The following is a 21,375-nucleotide window of genomic DNA, read 5'->3' on the forward strand; positions in this document are numbered from 1 at the left end:
TGCGTCGGCGTTTCGCGGTCACCGGGCGTCCTCCAGGATGCCGCCGACGACCGGTTCCTCGCGCGGCACCTGGAGCACCTCGCGCAGGCTCGGCGCGGGTGCCGTCGGCACCAGCGGAACCCGCTCGCCGGCCCGGGCGCGCTGCGAGAACCAGATGACCTTGCTGCCGGTCTCGGTGGCGCAGCAGCCCCACCCGTCGCTCATCGCGGCGATGTGCGCCAGACAGCCGCGGAGGTCCTGGTCCGGGCGCAGATGGCGGTCGTTGTCACCGATCGCGGTGATCAGATGCTGGCCGTTCCACCACATCTCGATCGATGTCTCCTTGTCGGTCGCGTGCTCGTCGATGGCCTTCAACAGCATTTCGGCACCGCGACAGACGCGCTCGACGAGGGTGTCGAGATCCCAGTACCGGAGATGAGCGGCCAGAATGCGCTTGACCTGGCCGACCCGTTCCGGGGTGACTTCCACGTCGAGGTGGTAGTAGCAGGGCACTGCGGTCTTCATCTTCGTTGGCTCCTCACCGGCGAAGCTCCACTTCCGCCTCTCGCCCCTTTGGGACGAGCCCCGAACGCGTAGCGTGAGCAATGATCGCTCCTGAGTGACCTCAAGCGTGCGGGTGCTACGCCATTCGTGCAACACGAGCGCGTCGACCCAGGCCACGCCCGGTTCCACGGGCGATGGTTGAAGCTCCAACAAGACGCTGCGTCGCCACCCGTGCACCATGAGTGAAACTCCCCATGGAAGGTGAACCGCACCATGCTGCTACCGGCCAAGGCCGAAGTCGCCCGGCAACTGCGGCGGTACCGGGCCTGGGAGCGCGTGATGCTCGCCTCCCCCGCCGACCGCACCGTACGGGCGACCTTCGAGGACTCGGGCTACACCCTCTGTGTGCTGATGGGGAAGCGCTGTGCCCGGGAGGCCGCCGACGCCGCCGAACGCTATCTGCGGACCAGCCTCGTCACCTACCTCCAGGAGCAGGACGCGCACTGTGCCACCACCCCGGTCCACCGGGGGCCGCCGGTGCTGCTCACGCGTTCTTCCGCGGGAAGGTAGATCCCTTCCGGCGCAGCTTGGATCCCCGGCCGGGCCTCATGGCCCGGCCCTCGGCACGGCAGAGGCGAGCCCCATGAGGACGAGACGCATGAGCAGGTCCACGAGCGCGAAGGACATGAGCGCGAGGGACACCATCGGCCGTATCCCGGTCCGGGATGTCCGGCCCGCCGTCGACGGCGGCCGCAGCCCCGCCAAGGCGGTCACCGGTGAGACCTTCCAGGTCACCGCGACCGTGTTCCGCGAAGGCCATGACGCGGTCGCCGCCAACGTCGTCCTCACTGATCCCGAGGGCCGCCCCGGCCCCTGGACGCCGATGCGTGAACTCGCCCCCGGCACCGACCGCTGGGGCGCCGACGTCACCCCGGGCTCGACGGGACGCTGGACCTTCCACGTGGAGGCCTGGGGGGATCCCATCGCCACCTGGCGCCACCACGCCGGCATCAAGATCCCCGCCGGCATCGACGTGGGGCTCGTCCTGGAGCAGGGCGCCGACCTCTACCACCGAGCGGCCGCCGGGGTCCCCGCCGGCCCGGAACGGGCCCTGGTACAGGGCGCGGCGGACACCCTGCACGACGACTCACTGACCGTCTCCACCCGGTTGGCGGCGGCGTTGACGCCGGAGGTGGACGCGGTGCTGGCCGCGCATCCGCTGCGGGAGTTCGTCACCGCCTCCGAGCCACTGCCCCTGCTGGTGGAACGGGAACGGGCCCTGTACGGCTCCTGGTACGAGTTCTTCCCCCGTTCCGAGGGCACCCCCGAACGCCCCCACGGCACTTTCCGCACCGCCGCCCGCAGGCTCCCCGCGATCGCCGCGATGGGCTTCGACGTCGTCTACCTTCCCCCGATCCACCCCATCGGCACGACCTTCCGCAAAGGCCCGAACAACACCCTCTCCGCCGGCCCCCAGGACGTCGGCGTGCCCTGGGCGATCGGCTCCCCCGAGGGCGGACACGACGCCATCCACCCGGACCTGGGCACCATCGAGGACTTCGATTACTTCGTCGGCAAAGCTCAAGAGCACGGCCTGGAGATCGCCCTCGATTTCGCGTTGCAGTGCTCCCCGGACCACCCCTGGGTCCACAAACACCCCGAGTGGTTCCACCACCGCCCCGACGGCACCATCGCCTACGCCGAGAACCCGCCCAAGAAGTACCAGGACATCTACCCCATCGCCTTCGACGCCGACATGGACGGCCTGGTCGCCGAGACCCTGCGGGTGCTGCGGCACTGGATGGACCACGGAGTGCGGATCTTCCGCGTCGACAACCCGCACACCAAACCGGTCCTCTTCTGGCAGAGGGTGATCGCGGACATCAACACCACCGACCCCGACGTCATCTTCCTCGCCGAGGCCTTCACCCGGCCCGCGATGATGCGCACCCTGGGGCAGATCGGCTTCCAGCAGTCCTACACGTACTTCACCTGGCGCAACACCAAGCAGGAACTCACCGAGTACCTCACCGAGCTGTCCGGGGAGGCCGCCGCCTCCATGCGGCCCAACTTCTTCGCCAACACCCCCGACATCCTGCACGCCTACCTCCAGCACGGCGGACGCCCCGCCTTCGAGGTCCGCGCCGTCCTGGCCGCCACCCTCTCCCCCACCTGGGGCATCTACAGCGGCTACGAACTCTGCGAGAACACCCCCCTCAGGGACGGCAGCGAGGAATACCTCCACTCGGAGAAATACCAACTCCGCCCCCGCGACTGGGACACCAGCGACACCATCGCCCCTCTCCTCACTCTCCTCAACGACATCAGGCGCCGCCACCCCGCCCTCCAGCGCCTGAGGAACATCCGCTTCCACACCACCGACAACGACGCCGTGCTCGCGTACAGCAAGCGCACCGGCTCGGACACGGTTGTGGTGATCGTCAACCTCGACCCCCACCACACCCAGGAGGCCACGGTCTCGTTGGACATGCCGCAACTCGGCCTGGACGGGAACGCATCCATGTCCGTGCACGACGAACTGACGGGTGAGACCTACCGCTGGGGCAGGAGCAACTATGTGCGCCTGGAACCGGGACGGTCCCCCGCGCACGTGCTCCACGTCCAGCCATCGACACCGCAGAGCGGAGGGTCAAGCGCGTCATGACTGTCAACGAGCCCGTCCACGACACCTTCGAGGACACCCCGGCCAAGGACCGGGACCCCGACTGGTTCAAGCGCGCCGTCTTCTACGAGGTGCTCGTCCGTTCCTTCCAGGACAGCAACGGCGACGGCGTCGGCGACCTCAAGGGCCTCACCGCCAAACTCGATTACCTGCAATGGCTGGGCGTCGACTGCCTGTGGCTGCCGCCCTTCTTCAAGTCGCCGTTGCGCGACGGCGGTTACGACGTCTCCGACTACACCGCCGTCCTGCCCGAGTTCGGTGACCTCGCCGACTTCGTCGAGTTCGTCGACGCCGCCCACCAGCGCGGCATGCGCGTCATCATCGACTTCGTCATGAACCACACCAGCGACCAGCACCCGTGGTTCCAGGAATCCCGCGCCAACCCCGATGGCCCTTACGGCGATTACTACATGTGGGCCGATGACGACAAGCAGTACCCGGACGCGCGGATCATCTTCGTCGACACCGAGACGTCCAACTGGACCTTCGACCCCGTTCGCCAGCAGTACTTCTTCCACCGCTTCTTCTCCCACCAGCCCGACCTCAACTACGAGAACCCGGCGGTCCAGGAAGAGATCCTCGCCGCCCTCCGCTTCTGGCTGGATCTGGGCATCGACGGCTTCCGGCTCGACGCCGTCCCCTATCTGTACGCGGCCGAGGGCACCAACTGCGAGAACCTGCCCGCCTCCCACGAGTTCCTCAAGCGGGTGCGCCGCGAGATCGACCTCATGTATCCGGACACGGTGCTGCTCGCGGAGGCGAACCAGTGGCCCGAGGACGTCGTCGACTACTTCGGCGACTACCAGTCCGGCGGCGACGAATGCCACATGGCCTTCCACTTCCCCGTCATGCCCCGCATCTTCATGGCCGTGCGCAGGGAATCGCGCTACCCGGTCTCGGAAATCCTCGCCAAGACCCCGGCCATCCCCTCCAGTTGCCAATGGGGCATCTTCCTGCGCAACCACGACGAGCTCACCCTCGAAATGGTCACCGACGAGGAACGCGACTACATGTGGGCCGAATACGCCAAAGACCCCCGCATGCGCGCCAACATCGGCATCCGACGGCGCCTCGCGCCCCTCCTCGACAACGACCGCAACCAGATCGAGCTCTTCACCGCCCTGCTGCTGTCCCTGCCCGGCTCGCCGATCCTCTACTACGGCGACGAGATCGGCATGGGCGACAACATCTGGCTCGGCGACCGCGACGCCGTCCGCACCCCCATGCAGTGGACGCCGGACCGCAACGCGGGCTTCTCCACGGCCGACCCCGGGCGCCTGTATCTGCCGACCATCATGGACCCCGTCTACGGCCATCAGGTCACCAATGTCGAGGCGTCGATGTCGTCGCCCTCCTCGCTGCTGCACTGGACCCGCCGCATGATCGAGATCCGCAAGCAGAACCCCGCGTTCGGCCTCGGCACGTTCACGGAACTCCCCTCGTCCAACCCCGCCGTACTGGCCTTCCTTCGCGAGTACGAGGACGACCTGGTCCTGTGCGTGCACAACTTCTCCCGCTTCGCGCAGCCCACGGAGCTGGACCTGCGTGAGTTCGACGGCCGTCATCCGGTGGAGCTGTTCGGCGGGGTGCGGTTCCCGGCCATCGGTGAGCTGCCGTACCTGCTGACGCTGGCGGGACACGGTTTCTACTGGTTCCGGCTCTCCCGAGTGGCATCCCGCATCGGTCGCCGACTTTGAGCGTGTGCCGAGGAAAGGACGCGTCACCATGCCGAAGACAGCATTCCCGAGCCCGAGCGGCACGGCCGTCGCGGGGCCCATGGCCTCGCTGGCGGGACTACTGCGCGAGTGGCTGCCCCGGCAGCGCTGGTTCGCCGGCAAGGACCGGCCCGTCACGGACCTCACGCTGCTGTCCCTGACGGAGCTGTTCCCTGGCTGTCTGCATCTGCTGGTCCACACCGGACACGCGCCCGTCCCCGCCCCCGGCGGCACCACGGCCGGGTCCGGGGACTGCTACCAGCTGCTGCTCGGCGTACGCAAGCATCTGTCGCCGCGGCTCGGCCGGGCCCTGATCGGGCGGGCGGAGTCCGGACCGCTGGCCGGGCTGACGGTGTTCGACGCGTTGCAGGACCCTCGTTCGGCACAGCTGCTCCTGGAGCGGCTGCGGCATCCCGGCACGGCGGGCCCCCTGCGTTTCGAGGCCGATCCGTCGGTGTCCGTGCCGACCGGGCTGGTGCCGCGGGTGCTGGACGCCGAGCAGTCCAACTCCTCGCTGGTGTACGGCGACGCGTTCATCCTGAAGGTCTTCCGGCGCGTCCAGCCCGGCGTCAACCCGGACCTGGAGGTGCCGGGGGCGCTGGCCGGACAGGGGTGCCGCCGGGTGCCCGCGCCCGTGGCCTGGTTCCGGACGACGCATCCCTATCAGGCCACGCTCGGCGTGCTCCAGCCGTTCCTGCCCGACGCCTCCGACGGCTGGACCCTGGCCCTGGAGGCGCTGGCCCGCGGCGACGACTTCACGGCGCAGGCCCACGAGCTGGGCCGGGCCACGGCCGACGTCCACCTCGCGCTGGCCGCCGCCTTCCCCGACGGGACCGGCACCGAGACCGCCGGCGGTCCCGCCGGTGACCAGAACAGCCGCACGGCGGCGGCGATGACCGAGCGGCTGACGTCCGCCGCGCACTGCGTGCCCGCCCTCCAGCCTTTCGTCCCACGGCTGCGGACCGCGTTCGCGGCGCTGGAAGGCTGCGATTCCGGCCCACCCGCGCAGCGTATCCACGGCGATCTCCATCTGGGGCAGGTGCTGCGGGCCGGGCGTGAGTGGTTCGTCATCGACTTCGAGGGCGAGCCGTCCCGTCCGCTCGCCGAGCGGCGCAGCGCCCACTCGCCGGTGCGGGACATCGCCGGCATGCTGCGTTCCTTCGACTACGCGGCGCGGCAGCGCCGCCCCTGGCGTCCGGAGTGGGCACGCCGCTGCCGGGAGGCCTTCTGCGCCGGCTACGCCGCGCGGGCGGGCTGGGATCCACGAAAGAAGCACGGTCTGTTGCGCGCCTACGAGACGGACAGAGCCGTGTACGAAGTCCTGTACGAAGCCCGGCATCGCCCCGACTGGCTGCCGGTTCCGATGGCGGCGATCGAGCGTCTTGCCGTAAGGGGAGGCTGAAGCCATGGCTCTGCGTGACATCTCATCCCCCGAGGCGGGTGGCCCGGTTCCGTGCCGTGCCGCGCCCGCCCTGGACCCCGGCGACCGTGCCCGGCTGCTGGCGGGCGCCCACCACGATCCGCACGCCCTGCTGGGCGCCCATCCGGTGCCCGGCGGGATCGTCTTCCGGGCCCTGCGTCCCTTCGCGCGGTCCGTGAGCGTGGTCGTCGACGGGAGGCGCAGCCGGCTCGCCTCGGAGGGCGAGGGCCTCTTCTCCGGTGTGCTCCCGTTGGCGGCGATCCCCTCGTACACCCTGCTGGTGGCGTACGAGGACGGCGAGCACGAGGTCCACGACCCGTACCGCTTCCTGCCCGCCCTGGGCGACACCGATCTGCATCTCATCCGGGAGGGGCGGCACGAGCAGCTGTGGAAGGCGCTCGGCGCCGAGCCCATGACCCACCAGGGCGTGACCGGCACCCGCTTCACGGTGTGGGCGCCGAACGCCCAGGGTGTGCGAGTCGCCGGGGACTTCACCTGCTGGGACGGCACGGCGTTCCCGATGCGTTCGCTGGGCGCGGCCGGGGTGTGGGAGCTGTTCCTGCCGGGGATCGGTGAGGGTGCCCGGTACAAGTTCGAGATCACCTCACGGCACGGCGACCGCTTCCTGAAGGCGGACCCGATGGCACGTCGTGCCGAGGTCCCCCCGGACACGGCGTCGATCGTGAGCGTGTCGCGCTACGAGTGGGACGACGCCGAGTGGATGGCTCATCGGGGCGATGTCCCGGTGCACGTGGCGCCGTTCTCGGTGTACGAGGTCCATCTGCCGTCCTGGCGGCCCGGGCTGACGTACCGTCAACTCGCCGAGCAGCTCCCGGAGTATGTCAAGGACCTCGGCTTCACCCATGTCGAGCTGATGCCGGTCGCCCATCATCCCTTCAGCGGTTCCTGGGGCTATCAGGTGACCGGCTTCTACGCGCCGATGGCCCGGCTCGGCTCGCCCGACGACTTCAAGTACCTGGTGGACGCACTGCATCGGGCCGGTATCGGCGTGATCATGGACTGGGTGCCCGCCCATTTCCCCAAGGACGACTGGGCGCTCGGGCGGTTCGACGGGGAGCCGCTGTACGAGCCCGGTGACTGGCGGCGGGCCGAGCATCCGGACTGGGGGACGTACGAGTTCGACTACGGGCGGGTGGAGGTACGCAACTTCCTCGTCGCCAACGCCGTGTACTGGTGCGAGGAGTTCCACATCGACGGGCTGCGGGTCGACGCCGTCGCCTCGATGCTCTACCTCGACTACTCCCGTGACTCCGGTCAGTGGACGCCCAATGTGTTCGGCGGGCGTGAGGACCTGGACGCGATGCAGTTCCTCCAGGAGATGAACGCGACGGTGTACCGGCGGGTGCCGGGGGTCATGACGATCGCGGAGGAGTCCACGGCCTGGGACGGGGTGACCCGGCCGACCGAGAGCGGCGGTCTGGGCTTCGGCCTGAAGTGGAACATGGGCTGGATGCACGACTCGCTCGGCTACGTGGAGCATGAGCCGGTGCACCGCAAGTACCACCACCACGAGATGACCTTCTCGATGGTCTACGCCTACAGCGAGAACTACGTCCTGCCCATCTCCCACGACGAAGTGGTGCACGGCAAGCGGTCGTTGGTCTCCAAGATGCCCGGTGACTGGTGGCAGCAGCGCGCCACCCACCGCGCCTACCTCGGCTTCATGTGGGCCCACCCCGGCAAGCAGCTCCTCTTCATGGGGCAGGAGTTCGCCCAGGGCGCCGAGTGGTCCGAGCCCGACGGCCCCGACTGGTGGCTGCTCGATCCCGCCTACGGCGCCGAAGCCGATCACCGTGGCGTCCAGGACCTGGTCCGCGACCTCAACAACCTCTACCGTCGCACCCCCGCCCTCTGGCAGCGGGACACCACCCCCGACGGCTTCCGGTGGGTGATCGGCGACGCGGCGGACGACAACGTCTTCGCCTTCCTGCGCTACGACGCCCAGGGCGCCCCTCTCCTCGCCGTCTCCAACTTCTCCCCCGTCGTCCGCCACGACTACCGGCTCGGCGTCCCCGGCGACGTCCCCGCCTGGCGGGAGGTCCTCAACACGGACGCGGGACGGTACGGCGGCAGCGGTGTCGGCGGCTCCGATCCGGTCAAACCGGAGGACGGTGTCCTGCCGCTCACCCTGCCGCCGCTCGCGACGGTGTGGCTGACGCCCGTGTGATTGGCCGTCCCGTGGGCAGTCGGGGCGTACGGACCCCGTCGTCGCGACAGAAGGGCGGCCTCACGTGCGCACCGTCGGAGTGGAGGAGGAGCTCCTCCTGATCGATCCCGAGACCGGCGAGCCACAGGCTCTGTCCGCGGCCGTGCTCGCGCGCGCCGCGCTGGACGACGGGGACGAGCAGGTCTTCGAGAAGGAACTGCACACCGAGATGCTGGAGTTCGCCACGCACCCGCAGTCGGGCATGGCGGATCTCGGTGCGGAGATCGTCCGCTGCCGCAAGGAGGCGGCGCGGCTCGCCGAAGGCATCGGCTGCACGGTCGCGGCGCTGGCGACCTCGCCCCTGCCGGTCCGGCCGTCCATCGGAATGGGAAGCCGGTACCGGTGGATGGCCGAGCAGTACGGCATCACCAGCAGGGACCTCGTCCTGGGATGCCATGTCCATGTGTCCGTCGAGTCCGACGCCGAGGGCGTCGCGGTGATCGACCGGATCCGGCCATGGCTGTCGGTGCTCTCCGCGATCAGCGCCAACTCGCCGTACTGGCAGGGCGGCGACACCCGGTACAGCAGTTATCGCAGCCGGGTGTGGCAGCGCTGGCCGTCGGCCGGTCCGACCGAGGTGTTCGGCTCGGCCGAGTGCTATCACCGGCGGGTCGCGGACATGGTCGCGACCGGGGTCATCCTCGACGAGGCGATGGTCTACTTCGACGCGCGGCTGTCCCAGCGCTATCCGACGGTGGAGATCAGGGTGTCGGACGTCTGTCTGCACGCCTCGACCGCCGTCCTGGTCGCCACCCTCACCCGTGGTCTGGTGGAGACGGCGGCACGGGAGTGGCGGGCGGGGCGGGAGCCGCTGCCGCACAGTGTGAGCCTGCTGCGGCTGGCCGCCTGGCGGGCCGCCCGGTCCGGGCTGACGGAGGAACTGCTGCATCCGGCGACCATGCACCGGCTGCCCGCGGAGACCGTCGTACGGGCCCTGCTGGACCACATCGGCGAGGCGCTCGCCGACACCGGCGACCTCGACTGCGCGCGCGAGGCCTGTGCGGAGCTGCTGCGGCGCGGCAACGGGGCGCGGGTGCAGCGGGAGCTGATGGAGCGGACCGGCAGTCTGCGGGAGGTCGTCAGGGAGTGCGCGCGCCTCACCCAGGAGTAGGCGCCGCACGCGCAGCGGGCCCCTCGATCACGGCGAGATCAACAAACCGGCGCTACTTGTCGAATCCAGACACCGGCCGCTCTCGCCTGGGCTAGATTCAGGCACCGCCGATAACGGTTCTCATCGGTGGAGTCACACCCCGTACACATCAGGAGCAGCGCATGCGCGACGTCGCCCTCGCTCCCCCGTCCGTCTCCCCGTTGACCGGCGGGCTCGCCGACAGCGTCTTCGAGACGGCGGACCGCAACCCGACCCTGCCGACGCTCGCGCGCCGCTCCGGCCGCCCCTCCTCCCCCACCTGGGAGGAGGTGACCGCGGTGGAGCTGCGGGACGAGGTGGTGGACCTGGCCAAGGGGCTGGTGGCCTCCGGGATCGCGCCGGGCCACCGCGTGGCGATCATGGCGCGTACCCGTTACGAGTGGACGGTCATCAGCCACGCCCTGTGGACGGTCGGCGCCGAGGTCGTGCCGATCTATCCGACCTCGTCGCGCGACCAGGTGGAGTGGATCCTCCGGGACGCGGACTGTGTGGGCGTGGTCGTCGAGGACGAGCAGAGCGTGATGACGGTCGGGTCGGTGTGCGCCTCGCTGCCCCGGCTGCGGCACGTGTGGCAGCTGGACACGGGGGCGCTGGAACAGCTCGTGGAGCGGGGCGAGTTCATTCCGTTCACCACGGTGGAGTCGCTGCGCCGGATCGTGCTGCCGGACTCCACCGCCGCCGTCGTCTACACCTCCGGCACCTCGGGGCGGCCGCTGGGCTGCGCGCTGAGCCACCGCGGTCTGGCGAGCGCCTGCGACACGCTCCTGGAGGGCTGGGGCCACACGGTGGTGCCGCCGGGCGGCCAGGGCAGCGTCCTCGCCTTCCTGCCGTTCTCCCATGTGTACGGCCTGCTCGTGCAGACGCTGTGCCTGCGCGGCGGGCTGCTGATGGCCCATGAGCCGGAGCTGACCCAGGAGGCGCTCTCGGCGTCCCTGATGTCGTTCCGGCCGACGTACTTCTGTGCGGTGCCCTCGCTCTTCGAGAAGATCTACAAGACCTTCCTGCGCACAGCACAACAGGCGGGTCGCGGTGCGCTGTTCGAGCGGGCGGCGGAGACGGCCCGGGACTACGCGGCGGCCGTCGAACGACAGCGGCTGGGCCAGGGAGCGGGGCCCGGACTCGATCTGCGGTTGCAGCACGCCCTGTACGAACGGACGGTGTACCGCAGGCTGCGGGCCGCGCTGGGCGGCCGGGTCCTGCGGGCGACCTCCGGCGGGTCCCCGCTGGGCCGCGAACTGTGCCTGTTCTACGAGGGCATCGGCGTGTACGTGAACGACGGCTACGGTCTGACGGAGACGAGCGGCGGCGTCACCGGCCAGCCACTGGGCCGGGAGAAGTCCGGCACCGTCGGCCGGCCCCTGCCGGGCACCGACATCCGGGTGGCCGACGACGGGGAGATCCTGGTTTACGGCCCCTCCGTCTTCCAGGGCTACGTCAACGACGAGGCCGCGACCCGCACGGCGCTCGGCAGCGGCTGGCTGACCACGGGCGACCTCGGATATCTGGACCCGGAGGGCTATCTCACGATCACCGGCCGCAAGAAGGACGTGATCATCACCAGCAGCGGCAAGAGTGTCGTACCGGCGTTCCTGGAGCAGCGGCTGCGGATGCATCCGCTCATCCACCAGGCGGTCCTGGTGGGCGACAACCGGCCCTGCGTCGGTGCCCTGATCACCCTGGACCCCGACTTCCTGGTCCACTGGCGCGGCGGGCTCGCGCTGCCGGGGGACGCGCCGAGCCGGGAGGCGCGGGAGGAGAACGCGCTGCGGGAGGAGATCGGCCGGGCCGTCGCGGCGGCCAACAGTGCCGTGTCCCGGTCGGAGTCCGTGCGGGTCTTCCGGGTGCTGCCGCAGCCCTTCGACCACACCCGTGGCCTGCTGACCCCGTCGATGAAGCTGCGCCGGGACGCGATCGTCGAGCACTACGCGTTCGAGATCGACGCCATGTACCAGGCCCGCTCGCACGGCATCCGGCAGCGGGTGCCCGAGGAGCCGGCCGGCTGGGAGGACCCGGACGACGTGTTCCGGTGACAGAGAGTCCCGCTGGGGTCCGATTGACCTCAGCGTCCTCGGGAACTCGCACAAGCGTCGACGTCGAAGGACGCTGGACGAAGGACATGCCCGATGACCCGTAGGGACGACCTAGTGGCCTCCGTGGAGATCCCGAGCCGCACCACGAGCTTCGCGGGTGAGCCGCAGAGCGTGACGAGCGCTCGGCTCGCCGCGGAGGACTTCCTGTGTGTCCTCGCCGACGTCCGTCCGCCCGGCGCGCCCGAGTACTGGCACGACATCCTGTTGGTCGTCACCGAGCTGGCGGCCAACGCCGTGCAGTACGCGCCCGGGGAGTTCTCGCTGACCATGCGGCGGACCTTCGACGGTGTGCATGTGACCCTGCACGACTCCAACCCCACCCCGCCCGCCCCGAGGCCCTTTCACCCGAGCACCGGCGGCGGCGGTGTCGGCTGGCATCTGATCCACGCCCTGTGCGAGCAGGTGAGCGTGGTGACGGAGTCGCACGGCAAGGACGTGCATGTGTTTCTTCCCTGGTGAGTCACACACGACTTTCACGCGCTTTCGGTGCACTCGCGCACCAGTGCGGGCATGGTGGTGCTCACGCGTTCGTCTGCCTGCCGCACCCGGCTGGCGGAACGGCTGGAGGCACGGTGGGATCGGTGGGGTGGGCAGCAGCGATCCAGGGCAGACGATCGACGTTCGACTCGGACCGCCGGAGCCGCAGAAGGGAAGAAAGACCGTGACACGACCCAGGATCCTGGTGGTTGGCGCAGGCTTCGCCGGCGTGGAGTGTGTACGCCGGCTGGAACGCAAACTCGGTGCGGACGAGGCAGACGTCACGCTGGTGACACCGTTCGCCTATCAGCTCTACCTTCCGCTGCTCCCCCAGGTGGCCTCCGGGGTGCTGACACCCCAGTCGATCGCCGTGTCGCTGCGGCGGAGCAGGAAGTACCGCACCCGGATCATCCCGGGCGGTGCCATCGGCGTGGACCTCAAGGCGAAGGTGTGCGTGATCCGCACCATCACCGACGAGATCGTCGACGAGCCGTACGACTACATCGTGCTGGCCCCGGGCAGCGTGACCCGCACCTTCGACATCCCCGGCCTCACGGACCACGCGTTCGGCATGAAGACCCTCGCCGAGGCCGCCTACGTCCGTGACCACGTCATCTCGCAACTCGACCTCGCCGACGCCAGCCATGACGAGGCGGAGCGGGCGGCGCGGCTGCAGTTCGTGGTGGTCGGCGGCGGTTACGCGGGCACCGAGACCGCGGCCTGTCTGCAGAAGCTCACCCACGCCGCCGTCAAGCGCTACCCGCGCATCGACCCGGCGCTCATCAAGTGGCATCTGATCGACATCGCCCCGAAGCTGATGCCCGAACTGGGCGACAAGCTGGGCAGCACCGCGCAGAACATCCTCACCAAGCGCGGCGTCGACATCTCCCTCGGCACCTCCATCGCCAAGGCGGGCCCGGAGGAGGTCACCTTCACCGACGGGCGGGTGATCCCGACGCACACGCTGATCTGGACGGCGGGTGTGGTGGCCAGTCCGCTGATCGGGACGTTGGGGGCCGAGACGCTCCGCGGACGGCTCGTGGTCGGCGCGGACATGAGGATGCCGGGCCAGGACGGGGTCTTCGCGCTCGGCGACTCCGCCGCGGTCCCCGACGAGGCCAAGGGTGAGGAGGGCGCGATCTGCCCGCCGACCGCACAGCACGCGATGCGGCAGGGCAAGCACGTCGCGGACAACGTCATCGCCACCCTGCGCGGGGGGTCGACGACGCCGTACGTCCACAAGGACCTCGGTCTGGTCGTGGACCTCGGCGGCAAGGACGCCGTGTCCAAGCCGCTCGGCATCGAGCTGCGCGGGCTTCCCGCCCAGGTCGCGGCCCGCGGCTACCACTGGGCGGCGCTGCGCACCAATGTGGCCAAGGTGCGCGTCGCGACCAACTGGACGCTCAACGCGATCGCGGGCGACGATTTCGTCCGCACCGGCTTCCAGCACCGCCGGGCGGCCCGGCTCAAGGACTTCGAGTACACGAACGCCTACCTCACACCGGATCAGGTGCGGGCACACGTGGACGGAACGGAGCGACAGGAATAGGGCCCCGGCCACAGGAGCGAGCACAGCAATGCCGCACACACCACGGCCCGCCCCCTTCCGACCCTCCCGACCGCGGGCTGAGGCACCGTCGGGCAACCCCGGCATGCCGGGCACGCGGGCCGGGTTGCCGGTGGGGGACGGGCGCGTGGTGGACGGGCGGGCCGGGACTTCGATGCTGGTCGGGCACGCGGCGAACGTGCGCCCCGGGACGCCGATTGCATTCCGCCACGCGCCCGATGCGCAGGCCGAGGCGACTGCGGTCGTCGGGCGCGTGGTGGACGGGCGGGCCGAAGCCTCGAACGTACGCGCCAGGACAGCGACGGAAATCCACCGCACGCCGGGCACGCGGGCCGGGGCGCCGGCGGTGGGCCGGCGTGTGGGGAACGTGCGGGCCGTGGAGTCGGCGCGGATCGGGTGTGTGGCGCGCGTGAGCGGCCGGACAATGCCTCCCGTCATCTCCCCTGCGCCGGACGCGCAACCCGGAGCGTCCGCGGTGGATGGGCGTGTGGGGAACGCGCGGGCCGTGGAGCCGGCGCGGATCGGGTGTGTGGCGCGCGTGAGCGGCCGGACAACGCCTCCCGTCATCTCCCGCGCGCAGGCCGGGGTGTGTGGTTGGGGTGGGGGACGGCGGCCGGGTTTCGGCCGTGGGTCGTGACGGGGGCCGGGCGGGTGCGGCTGCGGGATTTCGTGGCGGCGTCCGACCCCGGGCTGTTGCGGCTGACGGCGGGGCTGCGGACGGTAGGGGCCATCGCGCTGACGCTGGCCGTGCTCGCCCCGCTGGGCGCCGACGTGCCTCATCTCGTGGCGGGGGCGATCGCCGCGATGGTCGCCACCTTCGCTATCCGCGACAAGCAGCGGTCCGGGCAGGCCGTCACCCTGGCGCTCGGACTGCCGGTGGCGCTGGCCGCCGTGACACTGGGGGCGCTGCTCGCCTCCCGGGTGGTCGCCGGTGACCTGTTCTTCGTCGCGTTGATCTTCTGCGCGGTCTACGGGCGGCGGTTCGGGGACCGGGGCACCGCGCTGGGGCTGATCGGGTTCCAGGTGTACTTCCTGTCCCTGTTCGTCGGCGCGACGGTCTCGGGACTGCCCCAGTTGTACGCGGCGATCGGCGTCGCCTTCGCGAGCAGCGCGCTGGTGCGGTTCGCCCTGGTGCCGGAGACGCCCGCGGGGACGCTGGAGCGGCTGCGGTCGGCCTTCCGGGCCCGGCTGGCCCGGCTGGTTGCCGCGCAACTGGAACTGCTCGACGCGGGTCCCGCGGAGGTGGACGGGGCCCTGGAGCATGTGCGGGAGGGCACCGCGCGGCTGCATGACACCGCCCTGATGATCCAGGGCCGCCTGGAGGCCGGGACCTCCGACGAGGGCGTGGCCCGGCTGGTGCAGCGGCGGGTGGCGGACGCCGAGGTGGCCGCCGAGCGGCTGGGGCTGTTGCTGCTGACCGCGCGCAGCGCCGAGCGGGCGGACACGCTGACCCTGCATCTGCCGGGTGCGCCGGTGCCCTCGGGTGGGCTGCTGCCCGTGCGGGACAAGGCGATCGACACCCTGCGCCGGGATCTGGAGGCGCTGCGGCTGCTCGTCCTGCGGCCGGTGTCGGCGCAGCACGGCACGGCGCTGTCGCATCTTCGCAACCGGCTCCTCGGCTACCGGGACGAGCAGAACCTGCCGCCCGCGCCGCCGGCCGTCCAGGACGTGTTCCGGGGTGTCGGTGAGGCCGCCCGCGCGGTGCTGGGGCTGCGGGTCGCGCTCGACGGGCCGCAGGACGAGTCGGACGACAGTCCGGCCACGGCGCGGTCACGGGAGGAACTGGACGCCGAGGACGCGGCCATCGACTCCGGTGAGGAGGAGGCGCAGGAGGAGCTCACGGGGCTGCGGCGGCCCACGACGCGGGCGGCCGTGCAGGTGGCGGTGGGGTCGTCGCTGGCCATCGCGGGCGGGGAGCTGCTGTCCAGTCAGCGCTGGTACTGGGCGGTGCTGACGTGCTGGATCGTCTTCATCAACACCGCGTCCACGGGCGAGATCCTGGTCAAGGGCTCCCGGCGGCTGGTCGGCACGGTGCTCGGGGTGGTGGCGGGCATCGGGCTGGCGGCGCTGGTCGGGCACCATACGTGGACGGCGTTCGCGCTGGTCCTGGTCTGCGTGTTCCTGATGTTCTACTCGGCGCCGCTGTCGTACACGCTCATGTCGTTCTTCGTGACCGCCGCGCTGGGCCTGCTCTACACCCTGCTGCACACCTACAGCTTCTCGGTGCTGGTGCTGCGCGTCGAGGAGACGGCGCTCGGCGCGGCCTGTGGGGTGCTGGCGGCGGCGTTCGTGCTGCCGGTGCGGACGGACCGTCGTACCAACGACCTGCTCGTCGCCGTGCTGGACCGGCTGGCGGAGGTCACCGAGACCGCCGTGGACCAGCTCAGCGGCGGGCCGCCGGCCGATCTGCTGGACCAGGCCCGCGAGCTGGACCAGGCGCTGGCCGATCTGCGGGCCGCCACCAAGCCGCTCACCCACCCCGTCACCCCGTTGCGGGCCCGGCGGGACACGGCGCGCTATGTCGTGGCCCTCCTGGAGACCTGTGCCTACCAGGCACGGGCCCTGGCGGCGACCGCCGAGCTCCTGCCCACACACCCCTCCATCGCGGCCGACCCCCGGCTGCGCGGCGCCGGTGAGCGCATTCTCCGGAACATCCGCGCCCTCGCCGCTCATGTCGCCGACGAACACTCCCCCGAGGAGCTCCGCACCGGCCCGAGCATCGCCGCGCTCCTGGACGCCGGCACCGCGGGCTCACCCCGCTTCGGCCGGGTCACGGACCGGGTGCTGCGCCATCTGGGACGACTGGACGAGGGGGTGACGGGCCTGGCCCGGCCCCTACGGGTACCGGTGGCCGGACCACGGGGCTGAACCCGGCCAGGCCCTCACCCTCGCCGCCGTACGACACGGTCCGCCGAGGGGGGCGACGGCCGGTCGTCGGGGCATGCTTCCGGGGGTCTTACACCCTCCTCCATCGCGCCATGGCGAACGAGAACAGGCCGAAGAGGACCAGGCCGGCTGCCACACAGGCCAGGAGCGAGGGGCCCAGGGGGGTGTCGGCGAAGGAGCGGAGGGTGTCGTCAAGGCCCTTGACCTTGTCGGGTTCGTAGTCGACGGCGGCCCGTACGGCGAAGGCGCCCGCGGTCGCGAAGATCAGGCCGCGGGCCGCGCCGCCGCCCACCCCGGTGATGTCCACCAGGCGCCGTGCCCCCGGCGACATCTCGCCGAGCTTCAGCTTGTCGTGGTACTTCCGTAGCACCGCCCGGGCGCCGATCCACACGCCCGCCACGGCGATCCCGACCCCGGCCAGCCCCACGAGCCACTGACCGGCCGGTATCTCCAGCGCCCTCGCCGTGACGTCACGCGACTGCTTGTCGCTGGAGCCCTTGCCGCCCCCGCCGGAGCCCGCCGCGAACGACAGCACGGAGTAGGCGACGAAGCTGTAGAAGACCAGCCGGACCACCGCCAGCAGCCGCTTCTTCGCGGTGCGGCCCTCCGGCCCGACCGAGCCGAACACCGCTTCCGACAGCCGCCACAACGCCATGCCGACGAGCCCGGCGCCCAGGGCCCACAGCAGGACGGCGCCGAAGGGCTTGTCCGACAGTTCGGCGAGGGCGCCGCCGCGGTCCGCCTGCTGTTTGCCGTCGCCGAAGGCGATCTGGAGCGCCAGCACGCCCACCAGCAGATAGATCACACCGCGGGCGGCGAGCCCCGCGCGGGCCGCGCCTTCGGTCATGGAGCCACGTGCCGCGCGTTCGGCGTCCATACGACCGTTGCGCGCGATGGCAGTCGGATTCATCTTGGCCTCCCGCCCTGCGGATGCCCCGGTCGCCGCACGGCACACCCCGCCGGTCGGGCGCTCAGAGCTTGGCCCGTTCGCCGAGCGCCTCGGCGCGTACCCGGGCGCAACTGCGGCTGATCAGACGCGAGACGTGCATCTGCGAGATGCCGAGCTGGTCGGCGATGCGGCTCTGCGTCATGTCCTCGAAGAACCGCATGTAGAGAATGGCGCGCTCCCGCTCCGGCAGCCTGCTCAGGCCCGCCTTGACGGACTCGCGGTCCACCACGACGTCGTAGGAGGCGTCGGAGGAGCCCAGGGTGTCGGCGAGGCTGTATCCGTCCTCGCCGGAGGAGAGTTCGGCGTCCAGGGACAGCGCGCTGTAGCTCTCGAGCGCCTCCAGCCCCGCGTTGACCTCGTCCTCGGTCAGGCCGGTGTGGGCGGCGAGGTCGGCCGCGGTGGGTTCGGCACTGCCCGGGGTCTGGGTGAGCTCACGGCGGGCGACACGCACCTTGTTGCGCAGTTCCTGCACCCGACGGGGCACCCGCAGCGCCCACATCCGGTCCCGGAAGTGCCGCTTGACCTCGCCGGTGATGGTCGGCACGGCGTAGCTCTCGAAGGCCCCGCGTTCGGGCTCGAAGCGGTCGACGGCCTTGACGAGTCCCAGGGCGGCGACCTGCCGCAGGTCCTCAAGGGACTCGCCGCGCTCGCGGAACCGGCCGGCGATGCGGTGGGCCATGGGAAGCCAGGCGGTGACGAGCTCGTCGCGGACGGCGTCCCGCTCGGGGCCCGGCTCCAGGGAGTTCAGAGTGGCGAAGAGCTGGGCGGTGTCGGGGGCGTCGTCGTGCCGCCGCCGGGGGGCGGTGGTCGGCGTACCGGTGGTCAGGCCGGAACGGCTTGTCGATTTGTCGATAAGCATGCGGGATCGCTCCTGAAGGAAGGTTTCAGGGTCATTGCCGCGGGAGGAGCGCTGTCCGGACACCCGGAGGGCCCGGGAGCAGTCGTACCTCTCCCGCCGCGCGCCTCCGGTCCGAAGCACGATGGTGCGTCTGCCCTGCTGCCCGGAGAGCAAACTCCGCTTCCCGGGGGAAGGCAGACGTCGTGTCAGGACAGGGGCACGACCGCGGTGATGCACTTGCCTCCGGAGGGCAGGCCGGTGACCCGGACGTCGCGTGCCAGCCGGCACACGATCGGCCAGCCGAGGCCGCCGATCCGTCGTCGGCCGCGCGGGTCGACGGGTTCCTCGGTCACCGGCAGTGCGTCGCTGCGGTCGCTGACCGAGACCCGTATCCCGGGTTCGACGAGGTCGATGCGGAAGTCGGTGATCCCGCCGCCGTGCAGGATGGCGTTGGTGGTGAGTTCGGAGGCGACGAGCAGGGCGTCCGCGACGGACTCCCGGTCGCATGTGGTCCCGGTGGCCCGGCAGCGCGCGTCCACCGCGCTCTCCACGGCCCGTCGTGCGTCGGCGGGCCGGCACGGGCAGCGCAGCCGGCAGCGGCCGACGGCCGACGCTTCGGGGGTGGATGCCGGTGAGGTGCCGGCGGATGTCGACGGTTTGGGGGCGGATTCGGTCGTGTGCTCCCTACACATGTTTCTGGGCTCCCTGAACGGTTTCGGGACGAGCCGGACCTCTCTGTATCCTCGGTCGCCGGCCGCCGCGATGGGCAGGCTCTCGGCGCCACGCCATCTGGCAGGCCGGCCGCGGCGGACTGTCTACGCCGCGTGAGCACCGCAGGTCTCTTCTCTTCGGCTGACCGATCCGGAGCCCGCCAAACCTGGAAGACACCTGCCTTCCGTCCCTTTTGCCGGGGTACCCGGTGCGTATGACGGATGTCGTGGACTCAGACGAGCTGTTGCGGCGCATTCAGCGGGCACGGGCCTGCGCCCTGGAGGAGGAGCGAGCGTGGCGGACCCGGAGCGAGGCCCTGCGCCCGACCGACCCGGAGGGCGCGCGGGAGGCCACCGTACGGACGCTGGCCTTCGAGTCGGTTCTCCGGGTGCTGGACGAGATCCTGACCCCGGGCAAGCGGGCCGGTGACCACTGACGGTCACGATTGACGACCTGGCTCTCGGGAACCCGGGGTCGCATGGCAGTCGATCACACGCGAGCACCGGTACTGGAAGCCCTGGAGGCCTATCACCGCGAGGGCCTTCTGTCGTTCACGCCGCCCGGACACAAACAGGCCCGGGGCGCCGACCCGTCGGTGCGCAGGGTGCTGGGCGACGCGGTCTTCCTCGGTGACGTCCTGGCGTCGGGCGGGCTCGACGACCGGCTGACCCGGAACCAGGTGCTGGAGCGCGCCGAGGAGCTGATGGCGGACGCGGTGCACGCCGAGCACACGTTCTTCAGCACATGCGGCAGCTCCCTGTCGGTCAAGGCGGCGATGCTGTCCGTGGCGGGCCCGCACGAGCAGTTGCTGATCGGGCGGGACGCCCACAAGGCGGTGGTCTCGGGGCTCGTCCTGTCCGGCATCGAACCCGTGTGGGTCGAGCCCCGTTGGGACCCCGAGCGGCATCTCGCGCATCCGCCGTCCGCCGACGCCTTCGAGAAGGCCTTCGCCAACCATCCCGACGCCAAGGGCGCGTTGGTGACCAGTCCGACGCCGTACGGGACGACCGCGGATCTGCGGGCCGTCGCCGAGGTGTGTCACCGGCGCGGACTGCCCTTGATCGTGGACGAGGCGTGGGGCGCGCACCTGCCGTTCCACCCCGATCTGCCGTCCTGGGCGATGGACGCGGGCGCCGACATCTGTGTGACGAGCATCCACAAGATGGGCAGCGGCCTGGAGCAGGGGTCCGTCTTCCATCTCCAGGGCGATCTGGTGCCGCCCGAGGTGCTGAAGCTGCGCGCGGATCTGCTCGGTACGACCAGCCCGTCGGTGCTGCTGTACGCCGGGCTCGACGGCTGGCGGCGGCAGATGGCCCTGCGCGGCGAGGAGCTCATGGGCGGCGCACTGGATCTCGTGGCCGAACTCCGGTCGGCCGTCGGACGGATCGAGGGGCTGCACGTCGAGGGCCGGGAGGACTTCTGCGGTCCCGGGCTCGCCGACGACATGGACCCCTTGCAGGTCATCATGGACCTGACCGGTCTCGGCATCACGGGGTTCCAGGCGGCGGACTGGCTGCGGGAGGAGCGGAGCATCGAGGCGCATCTGGCCGACCATCGCCGCCTGGGCGCCCAGCTCACCCACGGCGACGACCGGGAGACGAGCGCCGAGCTGCTGTCCGCGCTGCGGGATCTCGCGCGCGTCGCCCCGGAGCTGCGCCCCGCCCCACGGGTGGAGGTGCCTGCGCCGTCCGAGCTGCGGCTGGCGCAGGCCCGTTCGCCCCGCGACGCGTTCTTCGGGCCCGCCGAGAACGTGCCGGTCAAGAAGGCCGCGGGACGGATCGCGGCCGAGATGATCACGCCGTATCCGCCGGGGATCCCGGCCGTGCTGCCGGGCGAGCGGCTCACCGAGCCCGTGCTGCGGTATCTGCGGACGGGTAAGGACGCGGGGATGAACCTGCCGGATCCGAGCGACCCCGAACTGAAGACGATCAGGGTGCTGGTGGCCGACGAGGAGTGAAACCGGTCACGTGGCCCGCTTTGGGTTTCCCACAATCCCCCGGGATGGTTTACGGTTCATCCATACGTGGTCGTGGAGTTGACAACGACAGTCCTCCGCCGATCACCCCAGAACTGCCCTGGCTGGCCTCCCCCGTCCAGCCAGGGCTTTTCCTTGCCCGCGGGGCGCCGGTAGCGGAATCAGTGCCGTCCGCCGAGGTGCCCGAGGCGGCGGCAGCGGCTG

At 70.9% G+C, this 21,375-nt stretch carries 16 protein-coding genes; 12 read left to right on the plus strand and 4 right to left on the minus strand.

All coding sequences use genetic code 11. The features are described from left to right. Positions 1-18: 18 nt before the first annotated feature. A complete protein-coding gene (locus OG885_RS04445; RefSeq protein WP_405726293.1) occupies positions 19-504 on the minus strand; it encodes a pep a2 in 486 nt (161 codons plus the stop codon). 252 nt (positions 505-756) lie between these two features. Here OG885_RS04445 and OG885_RS04450 point away from each other — a divergent pair, with 252 nt between their 5' ends. The 10 genes from OG885_RS04450 to OG885_RS04495 all read left to right on the plus strand — a co-directional run bounded on the left by OG885_RS04450 (position 757) and on the right by OG885_RS04495 (position 16,680). After that, positions 757-1,053 carry a DUF5133 domain-containing protein gene (locus OG885_RS04450; protein WP_405726296.1) on the plus strand — a complete coding sequence of 99 codons (297 nt, stop codon included), beginning with the start codon at positions 757-759 and terminating at the stop codon, positions 1,051-1,053. Positions 1,054-1,168: 115 nt separating this feature from the next. Beyond that, complete coding sequence (locus tag OG885_RS04455; protein WP_405742575.1) at positions 1,169-3,148, plus strand: alpha-1,4-glucan--maltose-1-phosphate maltosyltransferase; 1,980 nt, start codon at positions 1,169-1,171, stop codon at positions 3,146-3,148. After that, the gene (gene treS / locus OG885_RS04460; protein ID WP_405726299.1) at positions 3,145-4,863 is read left to right on the plus strand and encodes a maltose alpha-D-glucosyltransferase; all 1,719 of its coding nucleotides are present in this window, start codon (positions 3,145-3,147) and stop codon (positions 4,861-4,863) included. The genes OG885_RS04455 and treS overlap by 4 nt, the downstream gene beginning before the upstream one ends. A 28-nt stretch (positions 4,864-4,891) precedes the next feature. After that, on the plus strand, positions 4,892-6,283 hold the full coding sequence (locus tag OG885_RS04465) for a maltokinase N-terminal cap-like domain-containing protein (protein WP_405726302.1): 1,392 nt from the start codon (positions 4,892-4,894) through the stop codon (positions 6,281-6,283). A gap of 4 nt (positions 6,284-6,287) precedes the next feature. Then, positions 6,288-8,489, plus strand: coding sequence for a 1,4-alpha-glucan branching enzyme (glgB, locus tag OG885_RS04470; protein ID WP_405726305.1), 2,202 nt, complete (start codon positions 6,288-6,290; stop codon positions 8,487-8,489). Between the two features lie 64 nt (positions 8,490-8,553). After that, entirely contained in the window at positions 8,554-9,639 is a 1,086-nt protein-coding gene (locus OG885_RS04475; protein ID WP_405726308.1) for a glutamate--cysteine ligase, read from the plus strand. A gap of 161 nt (positions 9,640-9,800) precedes the next feature. Beyond that, positions 9,801-11,708: an AMP-dependent synthetase/ligase gene (locus OG885_RS04480; protein WP_405726311.1), complete on the plus strand. Its 1,908-nt coding sequence runs from the start codon at positions 9,801-9,803 to the stop codon at positions 11,706-11,708. Positions 11,709-11,801: 93 nt separating this feature from the next. Next, positions 11,802-12,227: an ATP-binding protein gene (locus OG885_RS04485; protein ID WP_405726314.1), complete on the plus strand. Its 426-nt coding sequence runs from the start codon at positions 11,802-11,804 to the stop codon at positions 12,225-12,227. Positions 12,228-12,429: 202 nt separating this feature from the next. Further along, positions 12,430-13,794, plus strand: a complete 1,365-nt coding sequence (locus OG885_RS04490; protein WP_405726317.1) for an NAD(P)/FAD-dependent oxidoreductase — start codon at positions 12,430-12,432, stop codon at positions 13,792-13,794. A 651-nt stretch (positions 13,795-14,445) separates the two neighbouring features. Beyond that, positions 14,446-16,680 carry an FUSC family protein gene (locus tag OG885_RS04495; RefSeq protein ID WP_405726320.1) on the plus strand — a complete coding sequence of 745 codons (2,235 nt, stop codon included), beginning with the start codon at positions 14,446-14,448 and terminating at the stop codon, positions 16,678-16,680. An 88-nt stretch (positions 16,681-16,768) separates the two neighbouring features. Here the strand turns inward: OG885_RS04495 and OG885_RS04500 are convergent, their stop codons facing one another. The 3 genes from OG885_RS04500 to OG885_RS04510 all read right to left on the minus strand — a co-directional run bounded on the left by OG885_RS04500 (position 16,769) and on the right by OG885_RS04510 (position 19,177). Beyond that, complete coding sequence (locus OG885_RS04500; RefSeq protein ID WP_405726323.1) at positions 16,769-17,608, minus strand: DUF1206 domain-containing protein; 840 nt, start codon at positions 17,606-17,608, stop codon at positions 16,769-16,771. Positions 17,609-17,669: 61 nt separating this feature from the next. Continuing rightward, a complete protein-coding gene (locus tag OG885_RS04505; protein ID WP_405726326.1) occupies positions 17,670-18,506 on the minus strand; it encodes a SigB/SigF/SigG family RNA polymerase sigma factor in 837 nt (278 codons plus the stop codon). Between the two features lie 185 nt (positions 18,507-18,691). Beyond that, positions 18,692-19,177: an ATP-binding protein gene (locus OG885_RS04510; RefSeq protein ID WP_405726329.1), complete on the minus strand. Its 486-nt coding sequence runs from the start codon at positions 19,175-19,177 to the stop codon at positions 18,692-18,694. A gap of 233 nt (positions 19,178-19,410) precedes the next feature. Between OG885_RS04510 and OG885_RS04515 the strand changes: the two genes are divergently transcribed. After that, entirely contained in the window at positions 19,411-19,632 is a 222-nt protein-coding gene (locus tag OG885_RS04515) for a hypothetical protein (protein WP_405726332.1), read from the plus strand. 42 nt (positions 19,633-19,674) lie between these two features. After that, on the plus strand, positions 19,675-21,153 hold the full coding sequence (locus tag OG885_RS04520) for an aminotransferase class I/II-fold pyridoxal phosphate-dependent enzyme (protein WP_405726335.1): 1,479 nt from the start codon (positions 19,675-19,677) through the stop codon (positions 21,151-21,153). Positions 21,154-21,375: the final 222 nt, after the last annotated feature.

This window comes from Streptomyces sp. NBC_00028 (assembly GCF_045041065.1).
Lineage (GTDB): Bacteria > Actinomycetota > Actinomycetes > Streptomycetales > Streptomycetaceae > Streptomyces.